Genomic DNA, 21055 nt, shown 5'->3' with positions numbered 1-21055 from the left:
ATAGGCTAGGTTGTGAGAGTGCGGGTGTTCACCCGCACAGGAAAAGGTTATTTATTGATAATTGACAGGTATTCAGCCACGCCGTCAGCGACGTTTTTGAAATCGTCTTGATAGCCAGCAGCACGGACTTTGGTCAGGTCAGCTTCCGTAAAAGTCTGGTAGCGACCTTTTAGGTGCTCAGGGAAAGGAATAATTTCAACTTCACCCTTACCGTGGTGTTTCAAAACTGCGTTGGCGACTTCTTGGAAAGGTTCAGCACTGCCTGTTCCACAGTTGAAGATGCCAGACTTGCCGTTTTGCCAGAACCAAATGTTCATCTTACAAACATCACCCACGTAAACGAAATCACGCTTGAATTGGTCACTGCCTTCAAAGAGCTTCGCTTTGTTGCCTTCTTTAATTTGGCTATTTAAGTGGAAAGCGACAGAGGCCATGCTGCCTTTGTGCTGTTCACGTGGACCATATACATTGAAGTAACGGAAACCGGTTACTTGAGATAGCGTTTCACCATGCTCTTCCGCATCAAGCCATAGGCGACGAACGTAGTTATCAAACTGCTGCTTTGAATAGCCGTAAACATTCAATGCACCCTCGTACTCGCGCTCCTCAATGAAGTCACGATCACGGCCACCATAGGTTGCCGCCGACGAGGCGTACAAGAATGGAATTTCACGCTCAAGGCAATAATGAAGCAGCTCTTTAGAATACTCATAGTTGTTGAGCATCATATATTTGCCATCCCACTCCGTGGTGGCAGAGCAAGCACCTTCATGAAAGACAGCCTCGATTGGACCGAAATCATCGCCTGCCATGATCTGGGTCAGGAAGTCCTCTTTGTCCATGTAATCGGTGATATCGAGGTCGACCAGATTAACAAACTTGGTGCCGTCTTTTAGGTTGTCGACAACCAGAATGTCATTGTAGCCCTGCTCGTTAAGCGCTTTAACCAGATTACTGCCAATCATGCCAGCGCCACCAGTTACTATAATCATACTTTCACCTATTATCATACAATGAGAACACTCGCCCATGCAGAGTGTTATTACTGTGTTACTATTCCGGATTCCGTCAGGGAGAGAGGACGTTACTAAGACCATGAAGACCCGCGAACGCATAATTCAGTCAGCACTGGCACTTTTCAATGAGCAGGGTGAACCGAATGTCACCACCAATCATATTGCTGCCGACCTCGGGATAAGCCCGGGCAACCTCTACTACCACTTCCGTAATAAGGAAGAGATTATACACTGTATTTTTGATCAATACGCTATTGATCTGGGTACCGCCTTTTTGCCTAATCCTGAGACGGATATGCTTGATCAGCAGAAGCTGTTGACTTACCTCGATGCGGCATTCCAACTGATGTGGCGCTATCGTTTCTTTTATGCCAACTTGCCTGACATACTTCGTCGCGATGCTGTTTTGCAGGAAAAATATATCACTGCACAACACTCTCTCCAGCGTGATTTAGTGGCCATGATGGCGCAGTTCCGCGATACCGGATTTTTAAATCTGGATGACGATGACTTGGACGGATTAGGGGATACCCTAAAGCTGGTGGCATCGAGCTGGATTTTTTACCAGTCAGTACATGCACCTGCGACCCAAGTGACCAAAGGTGTTATCTATCAGGGGGTGGTCAAAATTTTAAAAATTGTATCGCCTCTTACTACCCCGATTGGTAAACAAGTGGTGCTGGGATTAATTGAACACTACAAGGCGCAGATTGATCAAGAATGATTCGTGATCCACTGCAATAAGATCTACTTCTTATCTGGACGGCGATAAGAACAGAAAACTACTATCTAGCACCGAAACATCATAGACATTCTGTATATAGTAATAACTATGGAGATGTCTGCGTGCCAAAATAGGGTGCGTTGTGATGATTCTATCGCATAGCCTGATTATCAGGCGAAGTAATATTCTGTTCAGAACCCGTCCAGAACGAGGGAGTAGGAAATGACTGCTGCTTTTTACCAGCAAATTCGTCAGCAAATTGAAGAAGTCAAAGCTGAAGGCCTTTATAAACACGAGCGCGAAATTACCTCTGCGCAGCAAGCCAATATCTCTGTCAGTTCAGGAAAAGAGGTTCTGAACTTCTGTGCCAACAACTACCTAGGTCTTGCCAACCATCCCGCCCTTATCAGTGCAGCTCAGCAAGGTATGGACGAGCAGGGTTTTGGTATGGCGTCTGTACGTTTTATCTGTGGTACGCAAGATGCGCACAAAGCGCTGGAACAGAAACTTTCTGATTTTCTTGATATGGAAGACACTATTCTTTATAGCTCATGCTTTGATGCTAATGCCGGGTTGTTTGAAACCATTCTCGGCCCTGAAGATGCGATTATTTCTGATGCACTCAACCATGCCTCTATCATCGATGGTGTGCGTCTTTGTAAAGCGAAACGTTTCCGTTATGCCAACAACGACATGGGTGAGCTGAGAGCCCGCCTTGAAGAAGCCAAAGCAGCAGGCGTAAGACACACGCTAATTGTGACTGACGGTGTTTTCTCGATGGATGGCGTTGTCGCAAACCTCCCTGCCGTCTGCGATTTGGCAGATGAATTTGGCGCACTGGTGATGGTCGACGACTCTCACGCAGTGGGCTTTATGGGTCAAAACGGCCGCGGTACCCACGAGTATCATGATGTGATTGATCGCATTGATATCATCACAGGAACCTTGGGCAAAGCATGGGTGGCGCATCCGGCGGTTATACGTCGGGTAAAAAGGAAGTGGTTGAGTGGCTTCGTCAGCGCTCTCGTCCTTATCTGTTCTCTAACTCCCTCGCCCCCGCTATTGTTGCGGCATCTATCCGCGTGATTGACCTTTTGGCTGAAAGTGGCGACCTGCGTGACCAGCTTTGGGCAAACGCTACGCACTTCCGTGCACGCATGAGCGAAGCGGGTTTCACCTTGGCAGGTGCAGACCATGCCATTATTCCTGTGATGCTGGGTGATGCAAAAGTCGCGGCTGAATTTGCTGAGCGTATGATGGCAGAAGGTATCTACGTGATTGGTTTCTCTTTCCCTGTAGTACCAAAAGGACAAGCCAGAATTCGCACCCAAATGTCTGCGGCACACAGCCGAGAGCAACTTGATAAAGCCATTGATGCCTTTATCAAAGTGGGACGTGATATGGAATTGATTGGGTAATCGTGATGAGTAATTCAATGAAAGCGTTGGCGAAACTTAAGGCTGAGCCCGGTATTTGGATGACCGAGGTAGAGAAGCCTGAATTGGGCCATAACGATCTGCTGATTAAAATTCGTAAGACCGCTATTTGCGGTACCGATGTCCATATATATAACTGGGATGAGTGGTCTCAGAAGACGATCCCAGTGCCAATGGTCGTGGGGCATGAATATGTGGGTGAAGTCATTGCCCTCGGTCAAGAAGTGCGTGGCTTTGCGGTCGGAGACCGTGTTTCTGGTGAAGGTCACATCACTTGCGGGCACTGCCGTAACTGTCGCGGCGGGCGCACGCATCTTTGCCGTAATACCACAGGCGTCGGAGTTAACCGTGAAGGGGCTTTTGCAGAATATCTGGTCATTCCCGCATTCAATGCGTTTAAGATCCCCGATGAGATTTCTGACGATTTGGCCTCTATTTTTGACCCATTCGGCAATGCTGTGCACACTGCGCTGTCTTTTGATCTCGTGGGTGAGGATGTCCTTATCACGGGTGCTGGACCTATTGGTATTATGGCTGCCGCGGTTGCAAGCATGTTGGGGCCCGTCATGTTGTTATCACTGATATCAACGAGTATCGACTTGATCTTGCGAGACAAATGGGCGTTACCCGTGCGGTGAATGTGGCCAAAAACTCGTTGGACGATGTGATGGCAGAGCTTGATATGACCGAAGGTTTTGATGTTGGCCTGGAAATGTCCGGTGTGCCTGCTGCGTTTAATGCCATGCTGGAAAGCATGAATCATGGTGGCAAGATTGCGCTGCTGGGTATTCCACCGTCCAACATGGGTATTGACTGGAATCAGGTGATTTTCAAAGGGTTGGTCATTAAAGGTATTTATGGCCGTGAGATGTTTGAGACTTGGTACAAGATGGCGAGCCTTATTCAGTCGGGTCTGGATCTGACACCCATTATCACTCACCACTTCCCGATAGATGAGTTCCAACAAGGCTTTGATACCATGCGATCAGGGTTATCTGGAAAGGTAATTCTGGATTGGGAAGCGTAATCTAAACTCGAAAAAAAAGCCCGCTAAATCGCGGGCTTTTTTAGGGTTGTTTGCGCACTATGCGGCGTGAAGTCAGTGTGAATGATGGTCCTATCGAGTTAACCAACTTTGTGGGTTGATGGGCTTACCCTTACGGCGTATCTCAAAGTAGAGCCCGTCAGATTTTTGTCCGCCACTGTTTCCGACCAGAGCTATGGCCTCGCCGCTTTTTACTTTGTCACCCACTTGTTTTAGCAGCGCCTGATTGTAACCATAGAAACTCATATCGCCATGCCCATGGTCAACCACTACCATTAAGCCATAACCTCTGAGCCAGTCAGAAAGTACAATCGTGCCGTCATGCGCTGCGTTGACTTCTGTACCTGCTTTGGCACCAATTACCATGCCTTTCCAGCGAAGCTCAGCGCTTTGCTGACTGCCAAATGTGTGCTGTACGCGGCCTCTTACTGGCCAGCTGAGTTTGCCTTTGTAGGGTGAGAGTCCGTCCATTTTTACCTTGAGGCGCTCGGCGACGGCTTTAATCTCTTTTTCTAGTCGTTGCTGATTATTCTTGAGCTCAGAGAGGTACGTTTTGTCGTTTCTTATTCTTTGGGTGATCGCAGAGACCGTCTTTTTCTTCGCCTTCTGCTCTTTGCTTATCTGGTCTGATTTACGCTTGAGTTTTGCAAGCTTTGACTCTTTTTCCTGCTTCTGGCGGGCAATCGCTGAGCGTTTCTCAGCTAATAATCGGTTGGTCTCGCTTAGCGCGTCTATGGCTTCTTGTCTGGCTTTAGCCAACGCTTCAGCATAAACCGTCATTCTGTCCTGCTTAGCACTTCCCTCACCACTGAGTAGGGTTTGCAACTGGCTTTTATGTCCTTGCCGGTAATAGGTATCTAAAAGGTCTTTGAGCATTTCCGTCTGACCAATTTTTTCCTGTTCAAGGTGGCGTTGCTCTTTTTGCAAGCTGGCAATTTGTTTTTGAAGAGACTGGGTCGAAAGAGTCAGTTGTCTTATTTGACGGGCAAGGCCTCCAATGGCTTGTTCTTGCTTTTTGAGGCTACTTTGCAGCTGGTTGAGTCGCTGATTACTGGTAGAGAGTTGTTTTTCCTGACGGGATATTTCGTTTTTTACTCCTGATAGTTGCTCACTTTCTGCAACAGCAGGAGAAGAAAGTGTCACGCACAAGAAAACGCCAGTGTACAGGACACTGGCGTATTGGCGTGCTTGAAGGCGCAAATACTTTCCTTTCATAGGAAAGATTATTTCAGATTGAACAGCACCTTACCAGTCATCTCTGCTGGCTTTTCTACATTCATCAGAGACAGCATGGTCGGAGCAAGATCCGACAGTTTACCATCAGATGCCAGCTCTAAATCTGTGCTGCCGACATAAACCAGTGGCACTGGCAGGTTAGTATGCGCGGTGTGAACGCCGCCAGTGTTCGGGTCGATCATCATTTCAGCATTACCGTGGTCAGCAGTGATCAAAAGCTGGCCATCTACTTCACGGATAGCTTCAACCACGCGAGCAATACAACTGTCTACCGCTTCGCAGGCTTTCACTGCTGCATCATAAACGCCGGTATGACCAACCATGTCGCCATTCGGGTAGTTACAGATGATGGTGTCGAACTTACCGCTCTTAATTGCATCGACCAGTTTGTCAGTCAGCTCTTCTGAGCTCATTTCAGGCTGTAGGTCGTAGGTTGCCACTTTTGGAGAGGCCACCAGTGCGCGCTCTTCGCCAGTAAATACCTCTTCAACGCCACCGTTAAAAAAGAAGGTTACGTGCGCGTACTTTTCCGTTTCAGAGATGCGAAGCTGTGTTTTGCCTTCTTTCGATAACCATTCACCCAAGGTGTTTGATAGGTTCTCTGACGGGAAGGCACATGGTGTATCGATATCTGCTGCGTATTCAGTCAGCATGACGAACTCAGACAGTTCCGCCACTTTGTTTCGGCTAAAGCCATCGAAGCTTGGCAAGAATGCGCGGGTGATCTGACGCGCACGGTCAGCACGGAAGTTCATGAAAATAAGTGCATCGCCATCATTGATGGTCGCCACCTGCTGGCCTTCAGCGCGAAGCTCGGTGGCTTTTACGAACTCATCGTTTTCGTCACGGCTGTATGCTGCATCCAGACCTTCCACAGCAGATGCAAACGAGAAGTCTGCGTTTGCTTCAGTCAACAGATTGTATGCTAGCTCAACACGATCCCAGTTGTTATCACGGTCCATTGCATAGTAACGACCCACTAATGACGCTACGCGGCCTTTACCCAGCTTTGCAAACAGGGCATCAAAGCGTTCAAGTGACGCCTTGGCACTGCGAGGTGGTGTGTCGCGTCCATCCAGGAAACAGTGCAAATAGATTTGCTCGGCACCTCGGACTGCTGCCATCTCGATGGCTGCAGCGATATGGTCTTCATGCTGTGAACACCGCCCGGAGACATCAGGCCCATAATGTGCACGGCTTTATCGGCACTGGCTGCTTTATCTACTGCGGCAGTTAGCACAGGGTTATGTGCAAACTCGCCATCGGCGATAGATTTCGTAATACGAGTCAGGTCCTGATAAACAATACGACCGGCGCCGATGTTGACGTGGCCAACTTCAGAGTTACCCATTTGACCGTCAGGTAAGCCTACATCCATACCAGATGCGGAAATCAGGGTGCTGTTGTTTTTGATCAGGGCATCAAGAACTGGAGTGTTTGCGTTGGAAATGGCATTGTCAGCGCTATCCTCGCGATATCCCCAGCCATCCAGAATAACAAGAGCCAGTGGCTTTTTGGCAGACATGTGGTGTCCTCTGTGTATTTGTCAATGCGGTTATTAATTTAATAACGTAACTTTACTACACTTCGTTGGTCGATCAGTAGGCAAAATTGGAACAAAATTTCATACTGTGTCTCTCTATCGACGATACGGATTACATCTGTTTTCCTGACGTCTATCTGAAAGTCGAGCCTGAGAGCAACAAATCTTACATCAAAGACCAATAATCTTACTTCTCCTAACTACCACAAATACCCTTAGACCTTGCCAGTATTGACGTGGAGTGAGCCTGCTAGGGATTTTGATTGTTCGGGGTGCACTTCCAAAAGGCGCACGCTATACTCGGGGCGATTTTAATCTGTCGACAACATTTAGAAGTGAATTATGCAGCCATTTATTGAGTTTCTATCTAACAATATGATCATGTCAACGGTTTGGGTTGGTTTGTTCGTTGCCCTTATCGCGCTAACCATCAAACAAAAAACAGCCGCGTACAATGTTTTGTCACCTAACCAGGCGACTGCGTTGATCAACCACGAAGACGGGACGTTTTTAGATATTCGTTCTCGTGACGACTACAAGAATGGTCATATTACTGGTTCACTTCACATTTTGCCGTCAGAGATCAAGGCAAATAACTTTGGTGAGCTTGAAAAATTTAAGCAAAACCCCATTGTATTGGTGTGCAAGTCAGGGCAAACAACCCCTGAATATGCCAACTTGCTGGTGAAAGCGGGCTTTGAGAAAGTCAGTATCCTCAAAGACGGTTTGATTTCATGGAATGAAGCTAACCTTCCGTTGGTTCGAAAGAAGAAAAAGAAGTAACCAGCTCTATACTGACTTAAGTGTCCCGGAACGGGCACAATCACAGACTAAGAACATTTAAAAGGATTCCAAACATGGCTGAAACAGCAACCCAGCAAGCTGACCAGAATTTCTCTATCCAGCGCATTTTCCTGAAAGACCTGTCTTTTGAGGCTCCTAACTCTCCAGAAGTTTTCCAAAACGAGTGGAACCCTGACGTTAATCTGGACCTGGATACACAAAGCCGTGAACTGGCTGAGAACGTCTACGAAGTCGTTCTGCGTTTGACTGTGACTGTGAAAAACGGCGAAGAGAACGCGTTCCTGTGTGAAATCCAGCAAGGTGGTATCTTCAGTGTTGAAGGTATGGAAGCACCTCAACTGGCACACTGCCTGGGTGCATTCTGCCCTAACATCCTTTTCCCATATGCGCGCGAAACCATTTCTGGCTTGGTGGTTAAGGTACATTCCCTCAGCTGAACCTTGCGCCTGTCAACTTTGATGCGCTGTTCATGAACTACCTTCAGAGCCAAATGAAGGAAGAGTCTGAAGAAGCATAAGCTGACTTCAAGGTACTCTGAATGAATGCAATGAACACTGCAAACGCAGCGATGACAGTATTGGGTGCTGGTTCTTATGGCACCTCCTTGGCTATTTCTCTTGCGAGAAATGGTCAAACGGTCGCGCTTTGGGGGCATAACCCTGTTCACATGGCGACGTTAGAGACCGACAGAGCTAACGACGCCTTCTTACCGGGAAGTGCCTTTCCTGATTCGCTGATTGTATGCGCGGATCTTGAGCAGGCTGTGCAGGCAAGCCGTGATATTTTGGTTGTGGTTCCGAGCCATGTGTTTGCCGAAGTGTTGGCGAATGTGAAGCCGTTTTTACGGCCGGATAGTCGTATCTGCTGGGCGACGAAAGGCCTTGAGCCAGAGACAGGGCGACTTCTTCAGGATGTTGCGCATGATATTGTTGGTGATGAAATTTCACTGGCGGTGCTGTCTGGCCCGACGTTTGCAAAAGAACTTGCTGCGGGCATGCCAACGGCTATCTCAGTGGCGTCGACAGATGCTGAGTTTCTCGCTGACCTTCAGGAAAAAGTGCATTGCAGCAAAACATTACGCGTTTACGGTAATGCAGACTTTATCGGTATGCAGCTTGGCGGCGCGGTGAAAAATGTCATCGCGATCGGCGCAGGTATGTCTGATGGTATTGGTTATGGCGCGAATGCCAGAACCGCGTTGATCACTCGGGGTCTTGCTGAAATGACGCGTCTCGGTGTCGCATTGGGCGCAGAGCGTGAGACCTTTATGGGAATGGCTGGTTTGGGTGATTTGGTGCTGACATGTACTGATAACCAATCCCGTAATCGCCGTTTTGGTTTAGCGTTAGGCGCTGGAAAAGGTGTGCAACAGGCTCAAGATGAGATTGGTCAGGTTGTCGAAGGCTATCGGAATACCCGAGAGGTTTGGGCTCTCTCCAAACGTGCGGGTGTCGAGATGCCGATTGCTGAGCAACTTTTCAAGGTCCTTTACGAAGCAAAGATGCCAGAATCGCAGCGCAGGATTTGTTGGCCAGAGCCAAAACTTCAGAGTAAACAGACAGATTATTAAAAACAACGCGGGCTTGTCCCGCGTTGTTTTTTTTTGATTAAATAGTCAAAACAATTTATTCGTTTTACACTGCGCAGGCAGGTATAGAAGCAAGTACTCGCCTGTTAGGTAAGTAATGATACAAAAGGAAATTCTCGTCACTGGATCAGACAGAGAGACGGATCCGGTCTAGAGTGAAAAGAAAACAGCGGAGTCTGGTAGTAAGCCAATGAAAAAATGTGAGCGACAAAAAGTCTGGGAAGCCATCAAGCGTGAGGCGAAAGATCAATCTGAACGTGAACCAATGCTGGCCAGCTTTTTTCATTCAACCATCATCAAACACGACTCGCTTGGGTCGGCGCTCAGTTATATCCTCGCCAACAAGCTAGCGACACCGACAATGCCAGCCATGGCTGTGCGTGAAGTGATAGAGGAAGCCTACGATAAAGACAGACGTGTCGTAGACTCTGCTGCCTGTGATATCTGTGCAGTGGTTCAGCGTGACCCTGCGGTTGAGCTTTACTCTACACCGTTACTTTACCTGAAAGGCTATCACGCACTACAAGGTTTCCGAGTTGCTAACTGGCTTTGGTTCCAAGAGCGCAGAGAGCTTGCCGTTTACTTACAGAATCAGATTTCCGTTGCCTGTCAGGTAGATGTTCATCCCGCTGCAACAATTGGTCGCGGGATCATGTTTGACCATGCCACTGGGATTGTCGTTGGTGAAACGGCTGTGATTGAAGACGATGTGTCGATACTGCAGGATGTAACACTGGGCGGCACAGGTAAAGAGTCCGGCGATCGCCACCCTAAAATTCGCACGGGTGTGATGGTCGGTGCTGGTGCCAAGATCCTTGGTAACATTGAGGTGGGTGAAGGCGCTAAGATAGGCTCTGGCTCTGTGGTACTTGACCACGTTCCTGCTCATACTACAGTTGCGGGTGTGCCAGCAAAAGTTGTCGGTAAGCCACAATCAGATAAGCCATCGCTCGATATGTGTCAGGATTTGAGCAACGATAATCTGTTTTCTGGCGGTGACGGTATTTGACTTCAACGCCGCCCCAAAAGAAAAACGGAGCTCAAGGGCTCCGTTTTTTGCTTTCTAGCGTTTAGTTAGAACAGCTTGTCTGCAACATCATACAGGTCTTTGCGGAATGGACGCTTCATGTTCTCAATGGCGTCGATAATGTCATGGTGTACCAACTCTTCTCGCTGAATGCCCACACAACGTCCACCATGACCTTCCATCAGCAGTTGAACAGCATATGCGCCCATGCGCGAAGCCAGAATTCGGTCAAAGGCAGTCGGTTGCCCTCCACGCTGAATATGACCAAGAATTGTCGCACGGGTTTCACGACCTGTTTCTTGCTCAATGTACTTCGCCAATTCATTTGCGTCGGTCATCAGTTCGGTGATCGCTATAATGGCGTGCTTTTTGCCTTTGTAGATGCCTTCTTTGACCTTTGCGAGCAAGGCTTCTTTGTCGAGGCCAATTTCAGGGGTGATGATATATTCACAGCCTCCCGCTATCGCAGACATCAGAGTCAGGTCACCACAATGGCGTCCCATCACTTCGACAATCGAAATGCGCTGGTGGGAAGATGACGTATCGCGAAGACGGTCAATGGCGTCAATGACGGTATTGAGGGCTGTCAGATAACCAATGGTGTAGTCAGTGCCTGCAACATCATTATCGATGGTGCCGGGGAGACCGATACATGGAAAGCCCATTTCAGTCAGCTTCTTCGCACCCATGTAAGAGCCGTCGCCGCCGATAACAACCAGCGCATCGATCCCGTGCATTTTTAGATTGCTGATCGCTTGTTGACGCACTTTCTCTTCACGGAATTCAGGGAAACGTGCTGAGCCAAGGAAAGTGCCGCCTTTGTTGATGATGTCAGAAACGCTGGTGCGGCTGAGTTTTTCAATGCGATTTTGATGCAGGCCTAAATAGCATCATAAATGCCATAAACTTCAATACCTTCGCTGAGTGCGGAGCGAACAACGCCACGAACCGCAGCATTCATACCCGGTGCGTCACCGCCACTGGTCAAAACACCAATTTTACTAACCATGGTTACCCTCTGAGTTTGGGGATTGAACGTCAAAATCCATATTCGTGCAATGCCGGGACAAGCTGAAGACTGTCTGTGCAAAACAAATAAGTGCCAAGTGTATCTCGACGGCAGTTGCTTTGAAACTGTAACTTTCTTACTTATGAAAGCCTATTACAAATTAATTAGCATATTTTGTTGATAAAAATCAGAAAACCCGACGGAGAATAAATCAATTTGCCGACTTGTCGTCTGTGTTTTCAGACTTTGCCGTCGACGAAACTGGATCTTGATGGATAATTATGTCAGCACCATTGAAAACAGATAACAATTGTTGTTCAACGTCATCGGCAATGCTGTGGGATTCAATGAGACGCAGGTTACCGTCGATCTCCAGGTGAAGTTGAATGAACTTGGTTTGTCCGGATTGTCTGGTTCTCAGCTCATGGACGCCGTCTACACCCGGGGTTGATGTGGCAATATTCATAATTTGTATTTGCTCATCTTCTGGCAACCGATGATCAAGTAATGACTGAATGGCATTATTGGCCATTTTAAAGGCATTCAGCATAATCACGACACCGATGGCAATCGCGAAGCCTGCATCTGCTTGAGTGATATCAAACAGGGACAAGCCTAGCGCAATAATAATCGCAACATTCATCAACAAGTCACTCTGGTAATGTAGCGAGTCAGCAGCAATTGCCTGACTACCCGTTTGTCTCACTACCCACTTTTGAAAAATAACCAAAGCGCCAGTCAATATGGTTGCAAAAATCGACACGTAAATGCCGAGCTCGGGCTCGTTCAGTGGGGAAGGGCGGAAGAAACGCTCGATACCGTTGAGTAACAGGAAGCATGCGGAACCAACAACAAATGCAGACTGTGCCAGTGCAGCCAGTGATTCCGCTTTACCGTGCCCGAAGCTGTGCTCATCATCAGCCGGTTGAAGCGAATATCGAATCACCAGTAAGTTGGTCACCGACGCCAGAATATCCAAGAGAGAGTCCACCAGTGAAGCAAGCAGACTCACTGCTTCGGTATGCCACCAAGTAAACAGCTTGGCAATCATTAAAAGTGTTGCGATAACAGTCGCAGCCCATGCAGCAGACTGAACGAGGCGGGAATAAGTCGTTGACATAACAAGGATACGTTCGGTGTGTATGAAAACTTATTATAGTGCTTTTTAATGGCACGTTAATCCACTAAAAACAGTGGTATCCGTCAAAGGTATCGACTACCTCTGACGGATCATTTACTCAGCAAGGAAGGTGAAACCGTTTTTTAGTTGTTGCGGAGGCGTTTATTTAATTTTTCTTCCATCCGCTTTTGCATTTTTGTCATGTTCTCAGAGACTTGCTGTTTTTGCTCCGGGGTGAGAACTGACAACATCGCGTGTTGTGATTTCAGCATTGCCACACGTCTTTCTGTCTGCTGGTTCACCATCTCCTCGGCAAGTAGTCGAACTGACTGCTCGTCAAAGGCATCAGCGAGCAACAGCTGCTTGACTTGTTCACGCTGCGAAAGCATGTTTTCGCGCCCGCCGATAACATTATTTTTACGGGCTTCTTTTTGCTCCATTTTTAATGTTTTAAGCTGTTCTTTTTGTTCGTCGGTTAAATCGACACCGCGAAGCAGGCGTTTAAAGGACTTGCCATCATGGTGCCCTTTACCATGATGATCACCACCAAAGGCAAACGCTGAGCCTGTTGAGAGCAGCAAGGTTGATGCCGCAAATGCAGCGATGAGTCGTTTTCTTAATTTCATCTGTATCTCTCCATTTTCGATTGTTGTGTGTTGCTGCACTAAATCTACTTGCTGGAGAGTAAAACGCTGTTTGCTGCGGGTAAAAGAGTGTAAAGGCAGGTAAAGTCACTGTCTGGGGTTGGTAATTGCGAAAAGATTGCAAGATACTGGCTCAAATACTTGAGCGTGTGGAAGTGCTATGCCAAATCTGCTTTTAATTGATGACGATACCGAACTCACATCACTTCTGTCAGAGTTGTTGGAACTCGAGGGTTTTCATGTAAATACCGCCAGTAATGGTCAACAGGGTCTCGAGCTGGTTTCTGATGATATCGACCTTATTTTGCTGGACGTAATGATGCCTGTCCTCAATGGGATGGAAACCTTGCGTCGTTTGCGGGAACAGCGGCAGACGCCAGTCCTTATGTTGACAGCGAAAGGTGAAGAAATAGACCGAGTCATGGGGTTGGAGCTTGGGGCAGACGATTATCTGCCTAAGCCCTTCAGTGACCGCGAACTCTTAGCGCGCATTCGCGCCATCTTACGACGCACGTCGCAGCCGAAATCGACGGATACGGAAAGCTCTCCGGAGCAGGACGTGATTCATTATCAGGATTTGACCATCTACCCTAAGCGTCTTGAAGTTTATTGTGGCGATAAGCTCATCGCCTTAACGGGTACTGAAACTGAAATGCTGATTTGTTTGGTCCGCCACGCCGGTCAGGTCGTGCCCAAAACTCAATTGAGTGAAGATGTGCTCGGTAAGAGGCTGGCTCCTTTCGACCGTGCCATTGATATGCACATATCTAACATTCGTAAGAAGCTACCCATCCTCTCGGGAGGCAGGGCAAGAATAAAGACCCTCAGGGGTAAAGGTTATCTGTTGGTGGAGCAATAAACGTATGCGTCTTCCCTTCTTTCGAAGCCTGTATGGCCGGATTTTTGCCATCTTCTGGCTGACACTTTGCTTAGTATTGATTTCTGTACTTTTTATTAAGCACAGCGACCCGAGAAATACGCAAGATGCACCGGCCAGCACTCAGAGAGAAGCCAAAGAGCTTGCCAAGCTGGTAACGGATCGACTTGAAAAACGTGGCCCGATGCCTGTAAAGCAGCGCCTGCAACAATTTTCTGGGCGTTACGGCATAAAAAATGATCGTCAGTTATTTTTCGTGCGAGGGGAAAGCGAGCTGATACACCACAAACAGCAGCCACGTCCATTCAACCGCGCTGTTCGGAATTTCATCACCATCGCTGATGACCCTTTAAAACCCTTACAAAAGCCTTATGGACCATGGTTGTTGTCAGGGCCTTATATTATTGAGTCTCCGCAGGATAATGTGCCAATCTGGCTCTACCTAGGCCAAGGTGGAAATCAAACTGAAAATCTGATCGTCAGTATTTTAGACAGCCCGATGCAATTCTTGCTGGCTGCCATGGCAATCAGCACTCCTTTTCTCATCTGGCTGGCTTGGGCGCTGAGTAAACCTGCGCGTAAACTGCAAAAAGCGGCCAAGCGAGTTGCTGATGGTCACTTTGATGGTGATCCGGACCTCGAAAAAGGTACGCAAGAATTTCGCGAAGCGGGTGCGAGCTTCAACCAAATGGTGAAAGCAATCAATGGCATGATGAGCAGTCAACAGAGGCTCCTGTCAGACATATCCCATGAGTTACGCTCGCCCCTAACAAGGTTAAGAATGGCGAATGCCGTCGCAATGAGGAAACAAGGACAAAGCTCTGAGCTTCAGCGAATTGACACAGAGGCGGAAAGGCTTGAAGGCATGATCTCTGATTTACTAAGCCTCTCACGCATGCAAATGGATAGTCATGTATCTCACAGTGTCTTTACCCCAGAAGAACTCTGGGGAGAAATGCTTGACGATGCCCGGTTTGAAGCTGAACAGAGTCAAAAATCGGCGACAGTATCTACGCTGCCTGATGTCCAGATTGAGGCCTATGGACCAATGCTTTGCAGTGCGCTAGAAAATGTCGTCAGAAATGCTATTCGGTACGGTGATAAAGCGGTCGATGTAAAATTTTCTACGTCAAGTGAAGAGCTGACGATTGAAGTCACTGATGATGGTGGTGGGATCCCTGAGGGGGAGCTGGAAGATATTTTCAGGCCTTTTTATCGCGTTTCTAGCTCTCGCACCCGTCGTACTGGGGGAACTGGTCTTGGTTTGGCTATCACGGATAATGCTATCCGTCAGCATAACGGTCGTTGTTTTGCGAAAAATGTTCCCGGAAGCGGCCTATCGGTTACGCTCGTGATACCGCTCCACAAGCCATAACAGCGCAATACTGTGTAATTTTTAATCTCATTTTTGAAGCATATGTATAAAAACTGAACTTATTTGCTACGCTTTGATTGATGGTGATCAAATTTTCGCCATAACATCTAGTTAGCCTGTGCAAATAGCAAGGCTCCTTTTTTTGGAGGTTTCATGTTCAGTCAGATGACACTTAAACAGCGACTGCGTTGGTTTATCGCGTTTGTATGCGGGATCCAAGCTCTTGTTGCCCTACTGGTGTTTGTTCAGCTGGCTTCGACTGAAAAGCAGCTGCATGGGGTTGCCCATACCGACATGCCAGTGCTTGCGTCTCTCTACAGCGCGAGCGAGCACGTGTTTAAACAGCAAGTTACCTACAACGAGGCCTTCAGGCACAGTATTGAAAATCATCAAGAAAAGTATGCCGACTTGAAGAAGAAATTCGACAAGCTCGAAGTTGCTGTTTCTGAGGACTTCGAGAAAATTAGAGTGTTGATTGACGAGGGGATATCTCACTCATCAGGGTTCGAAGCTGAGGGCTTCCAGACGGCAAGTCAAGAATTTGTATCACTTGTTGACCAGCACATACTTTGGCAAAAACACGTTCACGAGATCTTTGATGCACTTGATGCTGGTGATATTAAAACTGCCGATGCACTGAGCATACAGACTGACGTGGAAGCAGATAAAATTGCCAAGATGTCAGAGGTCCTGTATTTCACTGTCGAGAAGATGACAGAGAAAGCCGTCGTTAACATCGAGAAACAGGCAACCACACTCGAATACGTTGTTATTGGTGCGACGGTAGTTTCAATTATAATGGCGCTGATTTTGTCGTCGATTATCATTAGTTTCCTCGTGAGTTCGCTTGATAAGGTCTTCCAGTCATTGAGTATTATGGCGAACGGTGATTTTAGTGTTCCCTGTAAAGTCAATTTGCCCGGTATGCTGGGTAAACTCCAAGACAATACCGAGAAAACTCGGCTGAGCATTAATAAAATGTTAGCCGGGATTGCCGACGAGGTGGTAGACAGCTCTAACTCTCTCAGTTCCGTGAGCCGCGAGGTACAAGGGATTGTCGATGTACAAAGCCGCGAGATCATGCAGGTTGTTACATCGACAAACGAGTTGGCATCATCAGCCACGCAAATTGCAGGTAACGCCAACAGCACCCACGACACGACAGAAGACGTCTTGTCTCAGGCGAACGAAAGTCTTCATTTGAATAATGAAGTAGTGAAACAGATTGGCCTTCTGGTCGATAGTCTGAGCCAAAGTAGTGAGGCGCTCGGCAAGTTGGAAGAGAATAGTCATAACATCACAACCGTACTTGATGTTATCAAAGGCATTGCCGAGCAGACGAACCTGTTGGCGTTGAATGCCGCGATTGAGGCCGCGAGGCTGGTGATCAGGGACGTGGTTTTGCCGTGGTTGCTGATGAGGTGCGAAACCTTGCCAAGAGGACACATGATTCGACCTCAGAAATTGAAACTATGATTTCTCAATTCGACGGTGTGACCAAAGATGCGGTTGATACCATGCAGGAAAGTTGTGAGCTTGGTGATAAGACAATACAGCTGGCTAAACAGGCAAGTGATCTTCTCAATACCAGCAACGGCTCGATAGGCAAGGTCAATGAGATGAACCTAGAAGTCGCGAGTGCCGCTACTCAGCAAAGTACTGTTGTCGAAGAAATGAATGTCAACGTGAATCGCATCAACGACAAAGCCGAAGAAAGCAGTGAACAAGTCAAAGAGCTTATTCATGCTGTTGAGCAACTTTGTCATGTATCGGACAACCTGATGAAGGCGACAGGTCGCACTGGAACCTAACATCACAACACGATGTATTAAAAAGGCTGGTTTTTACCAGCCTTTATTTTTGCCTGAGTAAGTTAACAGCCGCCGATGAAACCACGTTGTCGCCACGCTTCGTAGGTCACAATCGCGACAGTATTGGCAAGGTTTATACTCCTGCTGCCCGGCATCATCGGGACCCGTAACCTTTCGTCTTGGCTGAATGTGTTCATGACATGATCTGGCAGTCCGGATGTTTCTGAACCGAAAACCAGTGCGTCACCGTCTTCATAGGTCAAATCAGTGTGGGGACGGCTGCCCTTGGTTGTGCAGGCGAAGGCACGCTTTGGAGACACCGTATCCAAAAATGCTTGATAATTTTTATGTGTTTTCACATTGGCCAAATCGTGATAGTCGAGACCCGCGCGTCGAAGCTTTTTCTCTTCAAAGTCGAAACCAAGAGGTTCGATAAGATGAAGCTGCAACCGGTATTGGCCGCAAGACGAATAATGTTTCCGGTATTGGGTGCGATTTGAGGTTCGTGCAAGACAATGTGGAACATGATAAATCCGATGTGAAAAACAGACACGAAGTATAGCGGTGATAAAATTATTTTCGCAAGCGGTGGGCAACAAATAAAAAAGGAGGCTAAGGCCTCCTTTTCTTCATAACTTCACATCATGTGGGCTTAGCGTTTCGCGTTTGCTGCTGCTTTAGCAATGGCAGCAAAACCTTCAGCGTCCAATGCTGCACCACCAACCAGTGCACCGTCGATATCAGGCATTGCAAACAACTCAGGCGCGTTTGCTGCTTTGACTGAACCACCGTATTGAATAACAACCTGTTGTGCTACGTTTTCGCTGTACCCAGCGATGTGAGCACGAATAGCGGCATGTATTTCTTGTGCTTGCTCAGCGGTTGCTGCTTTACCCGTGCCGATTGCCCAGATTGGCTCATAAGCAATGACAGCGCCCAGTAATGCTTCAACGCCTTGAGATTTGATCACGGCATCAAGCTGACGTGCGCAGACAGCAACCGTCTCGCCTGCTTCGTTTTGCGCTTCAGACTCACCGATACACAGAACAGGGGTGACACCTTGTTCTTTCAGGAATGCGAATTTCTGGGCAACAAATTCGTCGGACTCTGCGTGATATTCACGGCGCTCAGAGTGACCAATGATGCATGCGTTGCGCCAAAATCTTTCAGCATTTCAGGAGAAATATCACCAGTAAAAGCACCGCTGGCATTTACGTCGACATTCTGAGAGCCCAGAATAATTTTGTTTTGTGCTTTGCCCAGAAGCTGCTCAGCCAAGTCCAAATACATGACTGGTGGTGCAATGGCAACGTCTACACCTTCAACACCTGTCAGTGCATTATCCAGGCCTTTGATCAGCTCAGAGACCATGGTTTTGTTACCGTTCAGTTTCCAGTTACCCATAACCAATGGACGGCGCATAGGAGTTCCTCCGTAATCCAAAACTATTTAGAAAGCATCAGAGAAGATACCAGCACAAGGGGTGCGTTTTCCTGTCTGAGTGCATGATTGTTGATGTTTGTACTTGTTTTAAGACGAAATGTGAACCGCTTAGTAGGAAAATTTCGTTATTTATTTTCCATATGAGCACGAGACCGTGATTTATGTGAGAGAAATGGGTAAATATGAAAGGGGAGTTACAAAGAGGAAAGTTTCTTTCGGCTAGTGATGGGGAACTTTAGGCAGGTGAGCAGAGCGTCTTTGCCGTTGTAATCTGCAGGCGAAAGATGCCGCTTGGCATCAAGTCGCCGCAGAAAAGGTAGCGGCTACCGCTCAACCGCTACTTCATCATCTTGCTGTCGGCGAGGGACAAGTGTCGTCACCGTTGCAGTATGTTCAGTGAGCGCTGATGGGTTATTTAAGGAGATAGAGAAGCGCTCGAATTGCTTCATTAGTTCTTTCATCAGCAGCGTATTGATGTGATGAGGGTTCTTTCCATGAGCAATAACTTGATTGATGTGACTAAGTTGGGCACGAAGCTTGGGCTGCATCGCCTCTGAAGCTTCTGAAATCATGTCTTCACTCATTTTGATACGCAAAGCTTCAAGGGCTGCCGGGTCTTTCTCAGCTAACTCTTTGAGCTCATCAAACGGTGGTAACTTCTGCATAGCCAATCCTCCAACTACATATGTGTCCTTACGTCGTGGATTGACTATTACAGTGTGACCTGTGCCAAACAATTGCCTTAATGTTTCATTAGTGAGACTGGAAGGGGTGGGTGTCGTAAGTGGCGCGGTGGTCGGTAATTAATTATCTGAATTCATACGAAAAAAAAAACGGCACCAAATGGTGACGTTTCTCTTGAGGTGACGGTTATCTGTCGTATATGTCCAATCTTGCGGCTACTTTCGGTGCCGTCACGTATTTGAACGAGACTAGCGCAACCACTACCAGTATTGCTCGACAGTAATATGCCCCGGTTTGCGGCGTAAATTTTTCTCAAATCCCCGTCCTTCTAGGATTGTTTTCACGTCTTTCACCATATCCGGATTACCACATATCATAATTTGGCTTTGGTCGGGGTTAAGCGGTACACCGACAACACGCTCGAGGAGGCCATCTTCCAATGCATGTGTGATTCGCCCTGATAGTGCACCTTCTTTGGGTTCTCGACTAACAAACGGCTGAACCACCAGTTGATCGCTGTGTTGTTTTTTCAGGCTATTGATTTCACCTTGGTAACTGAGGTCTGCGCTGAAGCGCACGGCGTGAATAAGCACAATTTTGCGAAAGCGCTGCCATATCTCAGGGCCATGCAGCATGGATAGATAAGGGCCTAGCGCAGTACCAGAAGACAATAGCCAAAGGTTTTCGGCCTCCGGCAACTCGTCTAATGTAAAGAAGCCCGATGCATTCTCAGTGATCATGAGGCTATCACCTGCTTCAAGGGCATGTAGATGCGGAGAGAGTAGGCCGTCGGCAACTCGGGTCGCATAAACTTCTTGATATTTGGTGCCGGGAGGATTCACAAGAGAATAGGCGCGTTGAATTAACTTTCCATCTATCTCCATCCCCAGTTTGGTAAACTGGCCTGCGATAAACGGTTCAATCTCTGCGGAGAGTACTAGGCTAAATAGATTCCGGTTCCAGCGCCGGTTTTCGATAACTTCCGCTTTGATCCATTTTGCCATAATGCATTCTCCTTTTTGTCTCAGGGTTGTGCTGTCACCCTGTAGGTACAGCGTCGCTGCCCTTTAATAATATGCTCTTCTCTGACAACCTGATAATCATCCGACAATAAAGTTTGAAAGATATTTTTCTCGGACTGACACAAGGCTGGACATTGCTCAGCTGCATGGCAGATTGGGCAGTGATTCTCTATCAGTAAGAAACTGTCCCCATCTTTTGTCAATTCGGCCATATAACCTTCGCTCTCTCTAAGATAAGTCAAGGTTTCAAGTTTGGCCTGCAAATTAAGGCAATCTTTGATCGCGTCCCGATATTGGGCCAGCGTATTTTCTTCCCGCTGGCGGATAACCTGCTCTAAGCCCTGATGACCAAATACATTTTTTATCGAATCGATAAGAGCAACAGCCAAATCACCGTGGCTGTCTGCAAATTGTTTATGCCCTTCTGTGGTCAGCGCCCAATGGCGTGTTGGGCGGCCGACTTTCACGCGCACATCACTGAAAGAAAGTAGGCCGTCATCTTCCATTGCCTGCAAATGTTGTCTGACACCCATCGTAGTCAAACCAAGCTCATCAGCAAGAGCACGGGCACTGACCGAGCCTTCTCGCTTAATTATGTTGAGGATTTTTTCGACTGTTTTCATTTGCAACCTAAGCGTTTTCTGTCTCGCG

General features: G+C 47.6%; 12 protein-coding genes and 9 pseudogenes. 10 read left to right on the top strand and 11 right to left on the bottom strand.

Features of this window, described 5'->3' with window-relative positions; genetic code table 11:
• Window positions 1-47 precede the first annotated feature (47 nt).
• A complete protein-coding gene (gene rfaD / locus CS022_RS09610) occupies window positions 48-992 on the bottom strand; it encodes an ADP-glyceromanno-heptose 6-epimerase (protein WP_129122098.1) in 945 nt (314 codons plus the stop codon).
• Between the two features lie 103 nt (window positions 993-1095).
• Here rfaD and CS022_RS09605 point away from each other — a divergent pair, with 103 nt between their 5' ends.
• The 3 genes and pseudogenes from CS022_RS09605 to tdh all read left to right on the top strand — a co-directional run bounded on the left by CS022_RS09605 (window position 1096) and on the right by tdh (window position 4203).
• Window positions 1096-1740: a TetR/AcrR family transcriptional regulator gene (locus CS022_RS09605; RefSeq protein WP_129122097.1), complete on the top strand. Its 645-nt coding sequence runs from the start codon at window positions 1096-1098 to the stop codon at window positions 1738-1740.
• Window positions 1741-1962: 222 nt separating this feature from the next.
• Window positions 1963-3158, top strand: a pseudogene (locus CS022_RS09600) (glycine C-acetyltransferase).
• Between the two features lie 5 nt (window positions 3159-3163).
• A pseudogene (gene tdh / locus CS022_RS09595) lies at window positions 3164-4203 on the top strand (L-threonine 3-dehydrogenase).
• Window positions 4204-4293: 90 nt separating this feature from the next.
• Here tdh and CS022_RS09590 read toward each other — a convergent pair.
• Both CS022_RS09590 and gpmM read right to left on the bottom strand, forming a co-directional pair.
• Window positions 4294-5421 carry a peptidoglycan DD-metalloendopeptidase family protein gene (locus CS022_RS09590; RefSeq protein ID WP_328590339.1) on the bottom strand — a complete coding sequence of 376 codons (1128 nt, stop codon included), beginning with the start codon at window positions 5419-5421 and terminating at the stop codon, window positions 4294-4296.
• A 23-nt stretch (window positions 5422-5444) separates the two neighbouring features.
• Window positions 5445-6982 (bottom strand): annotated as a pseudogene (gene gpmM / locus CS022_RS09585) (2,3-bisphosphoglycerate-independent phosphoglycerate mutase).
• Between the two features lie 360 nt (window positions 6983-7342).
• Here gpmM and CS022_RS09580 point away from each other — a divergent pair.
• The 4 genes and pseudogenes from CS022_RS09580 (at window position 7343) to cysE (ending at window position 10401) form a co-directional block, all read left to right on the top strand.
• Window positions 7343-7783 (top strand): rhodanese-like domain-containing protein, encoded by a 441-nt coding sequence (locus tag CS022_RS09580; protein WP_129122095.1) that lies wholly within the window; start codon window positions 7343-7345, stop codon window positions 7781-7783.
• Window positions 7784-7857: 74 nt separating this feature from the next.
• Window positions 7858-8321, top strand: a pseudogene (secB, locus tag CS022_RS09575) (protein-export chaperone SecB).
• A 21-nt stretch (window positions 8322-8342) separates the two neighbouring features.
• Window positions 8343-9358, top strand: a pseudogene (gene gpsA / locus CS022_RS09570) (NAD(P)H-dependent glycerol-3-phosphate dehydrogenase).
• Between the two features lie 224 nt (window positions 9359-9582).
• On the top strand, window positions 9583-10401 hold the full coding sequence (gene cysE, locus CS022_RS09565; protein WP_129122094.1) for a serine O-acetyltransferase: 819 nt from the start codon (window positions 9583-9585) through the stop codon (window positions 10399-10401).
• Window positions 10402-10466: 65 nt separating this feature from the next.
• Here the strand turns inward: cysE and pfkA are convergent.
• The 3 genes and pseudogenes from pfkA to CS022_RS09550 all read right to left on the bottom strand — a co-directional run bounded on the left by pfkA (window position 10467) and on the right by CS022_RS09550 (window position 13174).
• Window positions 10467-11428, bottom strand: a pseudogene (pfkA, locus tag CS022_RS09560) (6-phosphofructokinase).
• A 211-nt stretch (window positions 11429-11639) separates the two neighbouring features.
• The gene (fieF, locus tag CS022_RS09555; RefSeq protein WP_129122093.1) at window positions 11640-12548 is read right to left on the bottom strand and encodes a CDF family cation-efflux transporter FieF; all 909 of its coding nucleotides are present in this window, start codon (window positions 12546-12548) and stop codon (window positions 11640-11642) included.
• A 143-nt stretch (window positions 12549-12691) separates the two neighbouring features.
• Complete coding sequence (locus tag CS022_RS09550) at window positions 12692-13174, bottom strand: Spy/CpxP family protein refolding chaperone (RefSeq protein ID WP_129122092.1); 483 nt, start codon at window positions 13172-13174, stop codon at window positions 12692-12694.
• A 178-nt stretch (window positions 13175-13352) separates the two neighbouring features.
• Here CS022_RS09550 and CS022_RS09545 point away from each other — a divergent pair, with 178 nt between their 5' ends.
• The 3 genes and pseudogenes from CS022_RS09545 (at window position 13353) to CS022_RS27670 (ending at window position 17255) form a co-directional block, all read left to right on the top strand.
• Complete coding sequence (locus CS022_RS09545; RefSeq protein WP_129122091.1) at window positions 13353-14051, top strand: response regulator; 699 nt, start codon at window positions 13353-13355, stop codon at window positions 14049-14051.
• A 4-nt stretch (window positions 14052-14055) separates the two neighbouring features.
• The gene (gene cpxA, locus CS022_RS09540; protein ID WP_129122090.1) at window positions 14056-15444 is read left to right on the top strand and encodes an envelope stress sensor histidine kinase CpxA; all 1389 of its coding nucleotides are present in this window, start codon (window positions 14056-14058) and stop codon (window positions 15442-15444) included.
• Between the two features lie 153 nt (window positions 15445-15597).
• A pseudogene (locus CS022_RS27670) lies at window positions 15598-17255 on the top strand (methyl-accepting chemotaxis protein).
• Window positions 17256-17317: 62 nt separating this feature from the next.
• Here the strand turns inward: CS022_RS27670 and trmL are convergent.
• The 5 genes and pseudogenes from trmL to CS022_RS09510 form a co-directional block, all read right to left on the bottom strand.
• Window positions 17318-17781 (bottom strand): annotated as a pseudogene (trmL, locus tag CS022_RS09530) (tRNA (uridine(34)/cytosine(34)/5-carboxymethylaminomethyluridine(34)-2'-O)-methyltransferase TrmL).
• 126 nt (window positions 17782-17907) lie between these two features.
• Window positions 17908-18677 (bottom strand): annotated as a pseudogene (tpiA, locus tag CS022_RS09525) (triose-phosphate isomerase).
• A gap of 344 nt (window positions 18678-19021) precedes the next feature.
• Entirely contained in the window at window positions 19022-19363 is a 342-nt protein-coding gene (locus CS022_RS09520; protein WP_129122089.1) for a DUF3135 domain-containing protein, read from the bottom strand.
• Window positions 19364-19642: 279 nt separating this feature from the next.
• Complete coding sequence (locus CS022_RS09515; protein ID WP_129122088.1) at window positions 19643-20386, bottom strand: ferredoxin--NADP reductase; 744 nt, start codon at window positions 20384-20386, stop codon at window positions 19643-19645.
• 20 nt (window positions 20387-20406) lie between these two features.
• The gene (locus CS022_RS09510; RefSeq protein WP_129122087.1) at window positions 20407-21027 is read right to left on the bottom strand and encodes a helix-turn-helix transcriptional regulator; all 621 of its coding nucleotides are present in this window, start codon (window positions 21025-21027) and stop codon (window positions 20407-20409) included.
• Window positions 21028-21055 lie beyond the last annotated feature (28 nt).

Origin of the sequence: Veronia nyctiphanis, assembly GCF_004116385.1 — a bacterium.
Lineage (GTDB): Bacteria > Pseudomonadota > Gammaproteobacteria > Enterobacterales > Vibrionaceae > Veronia > Veronia nyctiphanis.
The sequence above is the reverse complement of the archived record's forward strand: the minus strand, read 5'-3'. Positions and strand labels throughout refer to the sequence as shown.

Bases quoted from the DNA above. Each gene is read 5' to 3' on its own strand.
- CS022_RS09515 (WP_129122088.1), bottom strand. From the start codon at position 20,386: ATGGCAAAATGGATCAAAGCGGAAGTTATCGAAAACCGGCGCTGGAAC.
- CS022_RS09510 (WP_129122087.1), bottom strand. From the start codon at position 21,027: ATGAAAACAGTCGAAAAAATCCTCAACATAATTAAGCGAGAAGGCTCG.
- fieF (WP_129122093.1), bottom strand. From the start codon at position 12,548: ATGTCAACGACTTATTCCCGCCTCGTTCAGTCTGCTGCATGGGCTGCG.
- CS022_RS09605 (WP_129122097.1), top strand. From the start codon at position 1,096: ATGAAGACCCGCGAACGCATAATTCAGTCAGCACTGGCACTTTTCAAT.
- CS022_RS09545 (WP_129122091.1), top strand. From the start codon at position 13,353: ATGCCAAATCTGCTTTTAATTGATGACGATACCGAACTCACATCACTT.
- cpxA (WP_129122090.1), top strand. From the start codon at position 14,056: ATGCGTCTTCCCTTCTTTCGAAGCCTGTATGGCCGGATTTTTGCCATC.
- rfaD (WP_129122098.1), bottom strand. From the start codon at position 992: ATGATTATAGTAACTGGTGGCGCTGGCATGATTGGCAGTAATCTGGTT.
- CS022_RS09520 (WP_129122089.1), bottom strand. From the start codon at position 19,363: ATGCAGAAGTTACCACCGTTTGATGAGCTCAAAGAGTTAGCTGAGAAA.
- cysE (WP_129122094.1), top strand. From the start codon at position 9,583: ATGAAAAAATGTGAGCGACAAAAAGTCTGGGAAGCCATCAAGCGTGAG.
- CS022_RS09550 (WP_129122092.1), bottom strand. From the start codon at position 13,174: ATGAAATTAAGAAAACGACTCATCGCTGCATTTGCGGCATCAACCTTG.
- CS022_RS09580 (WP_129122095.1), top strand. From the start codon at position 7,343: ATGCAGCCATTTATTGAGTTTCTATCTAACAATATGATCATGTCAACG.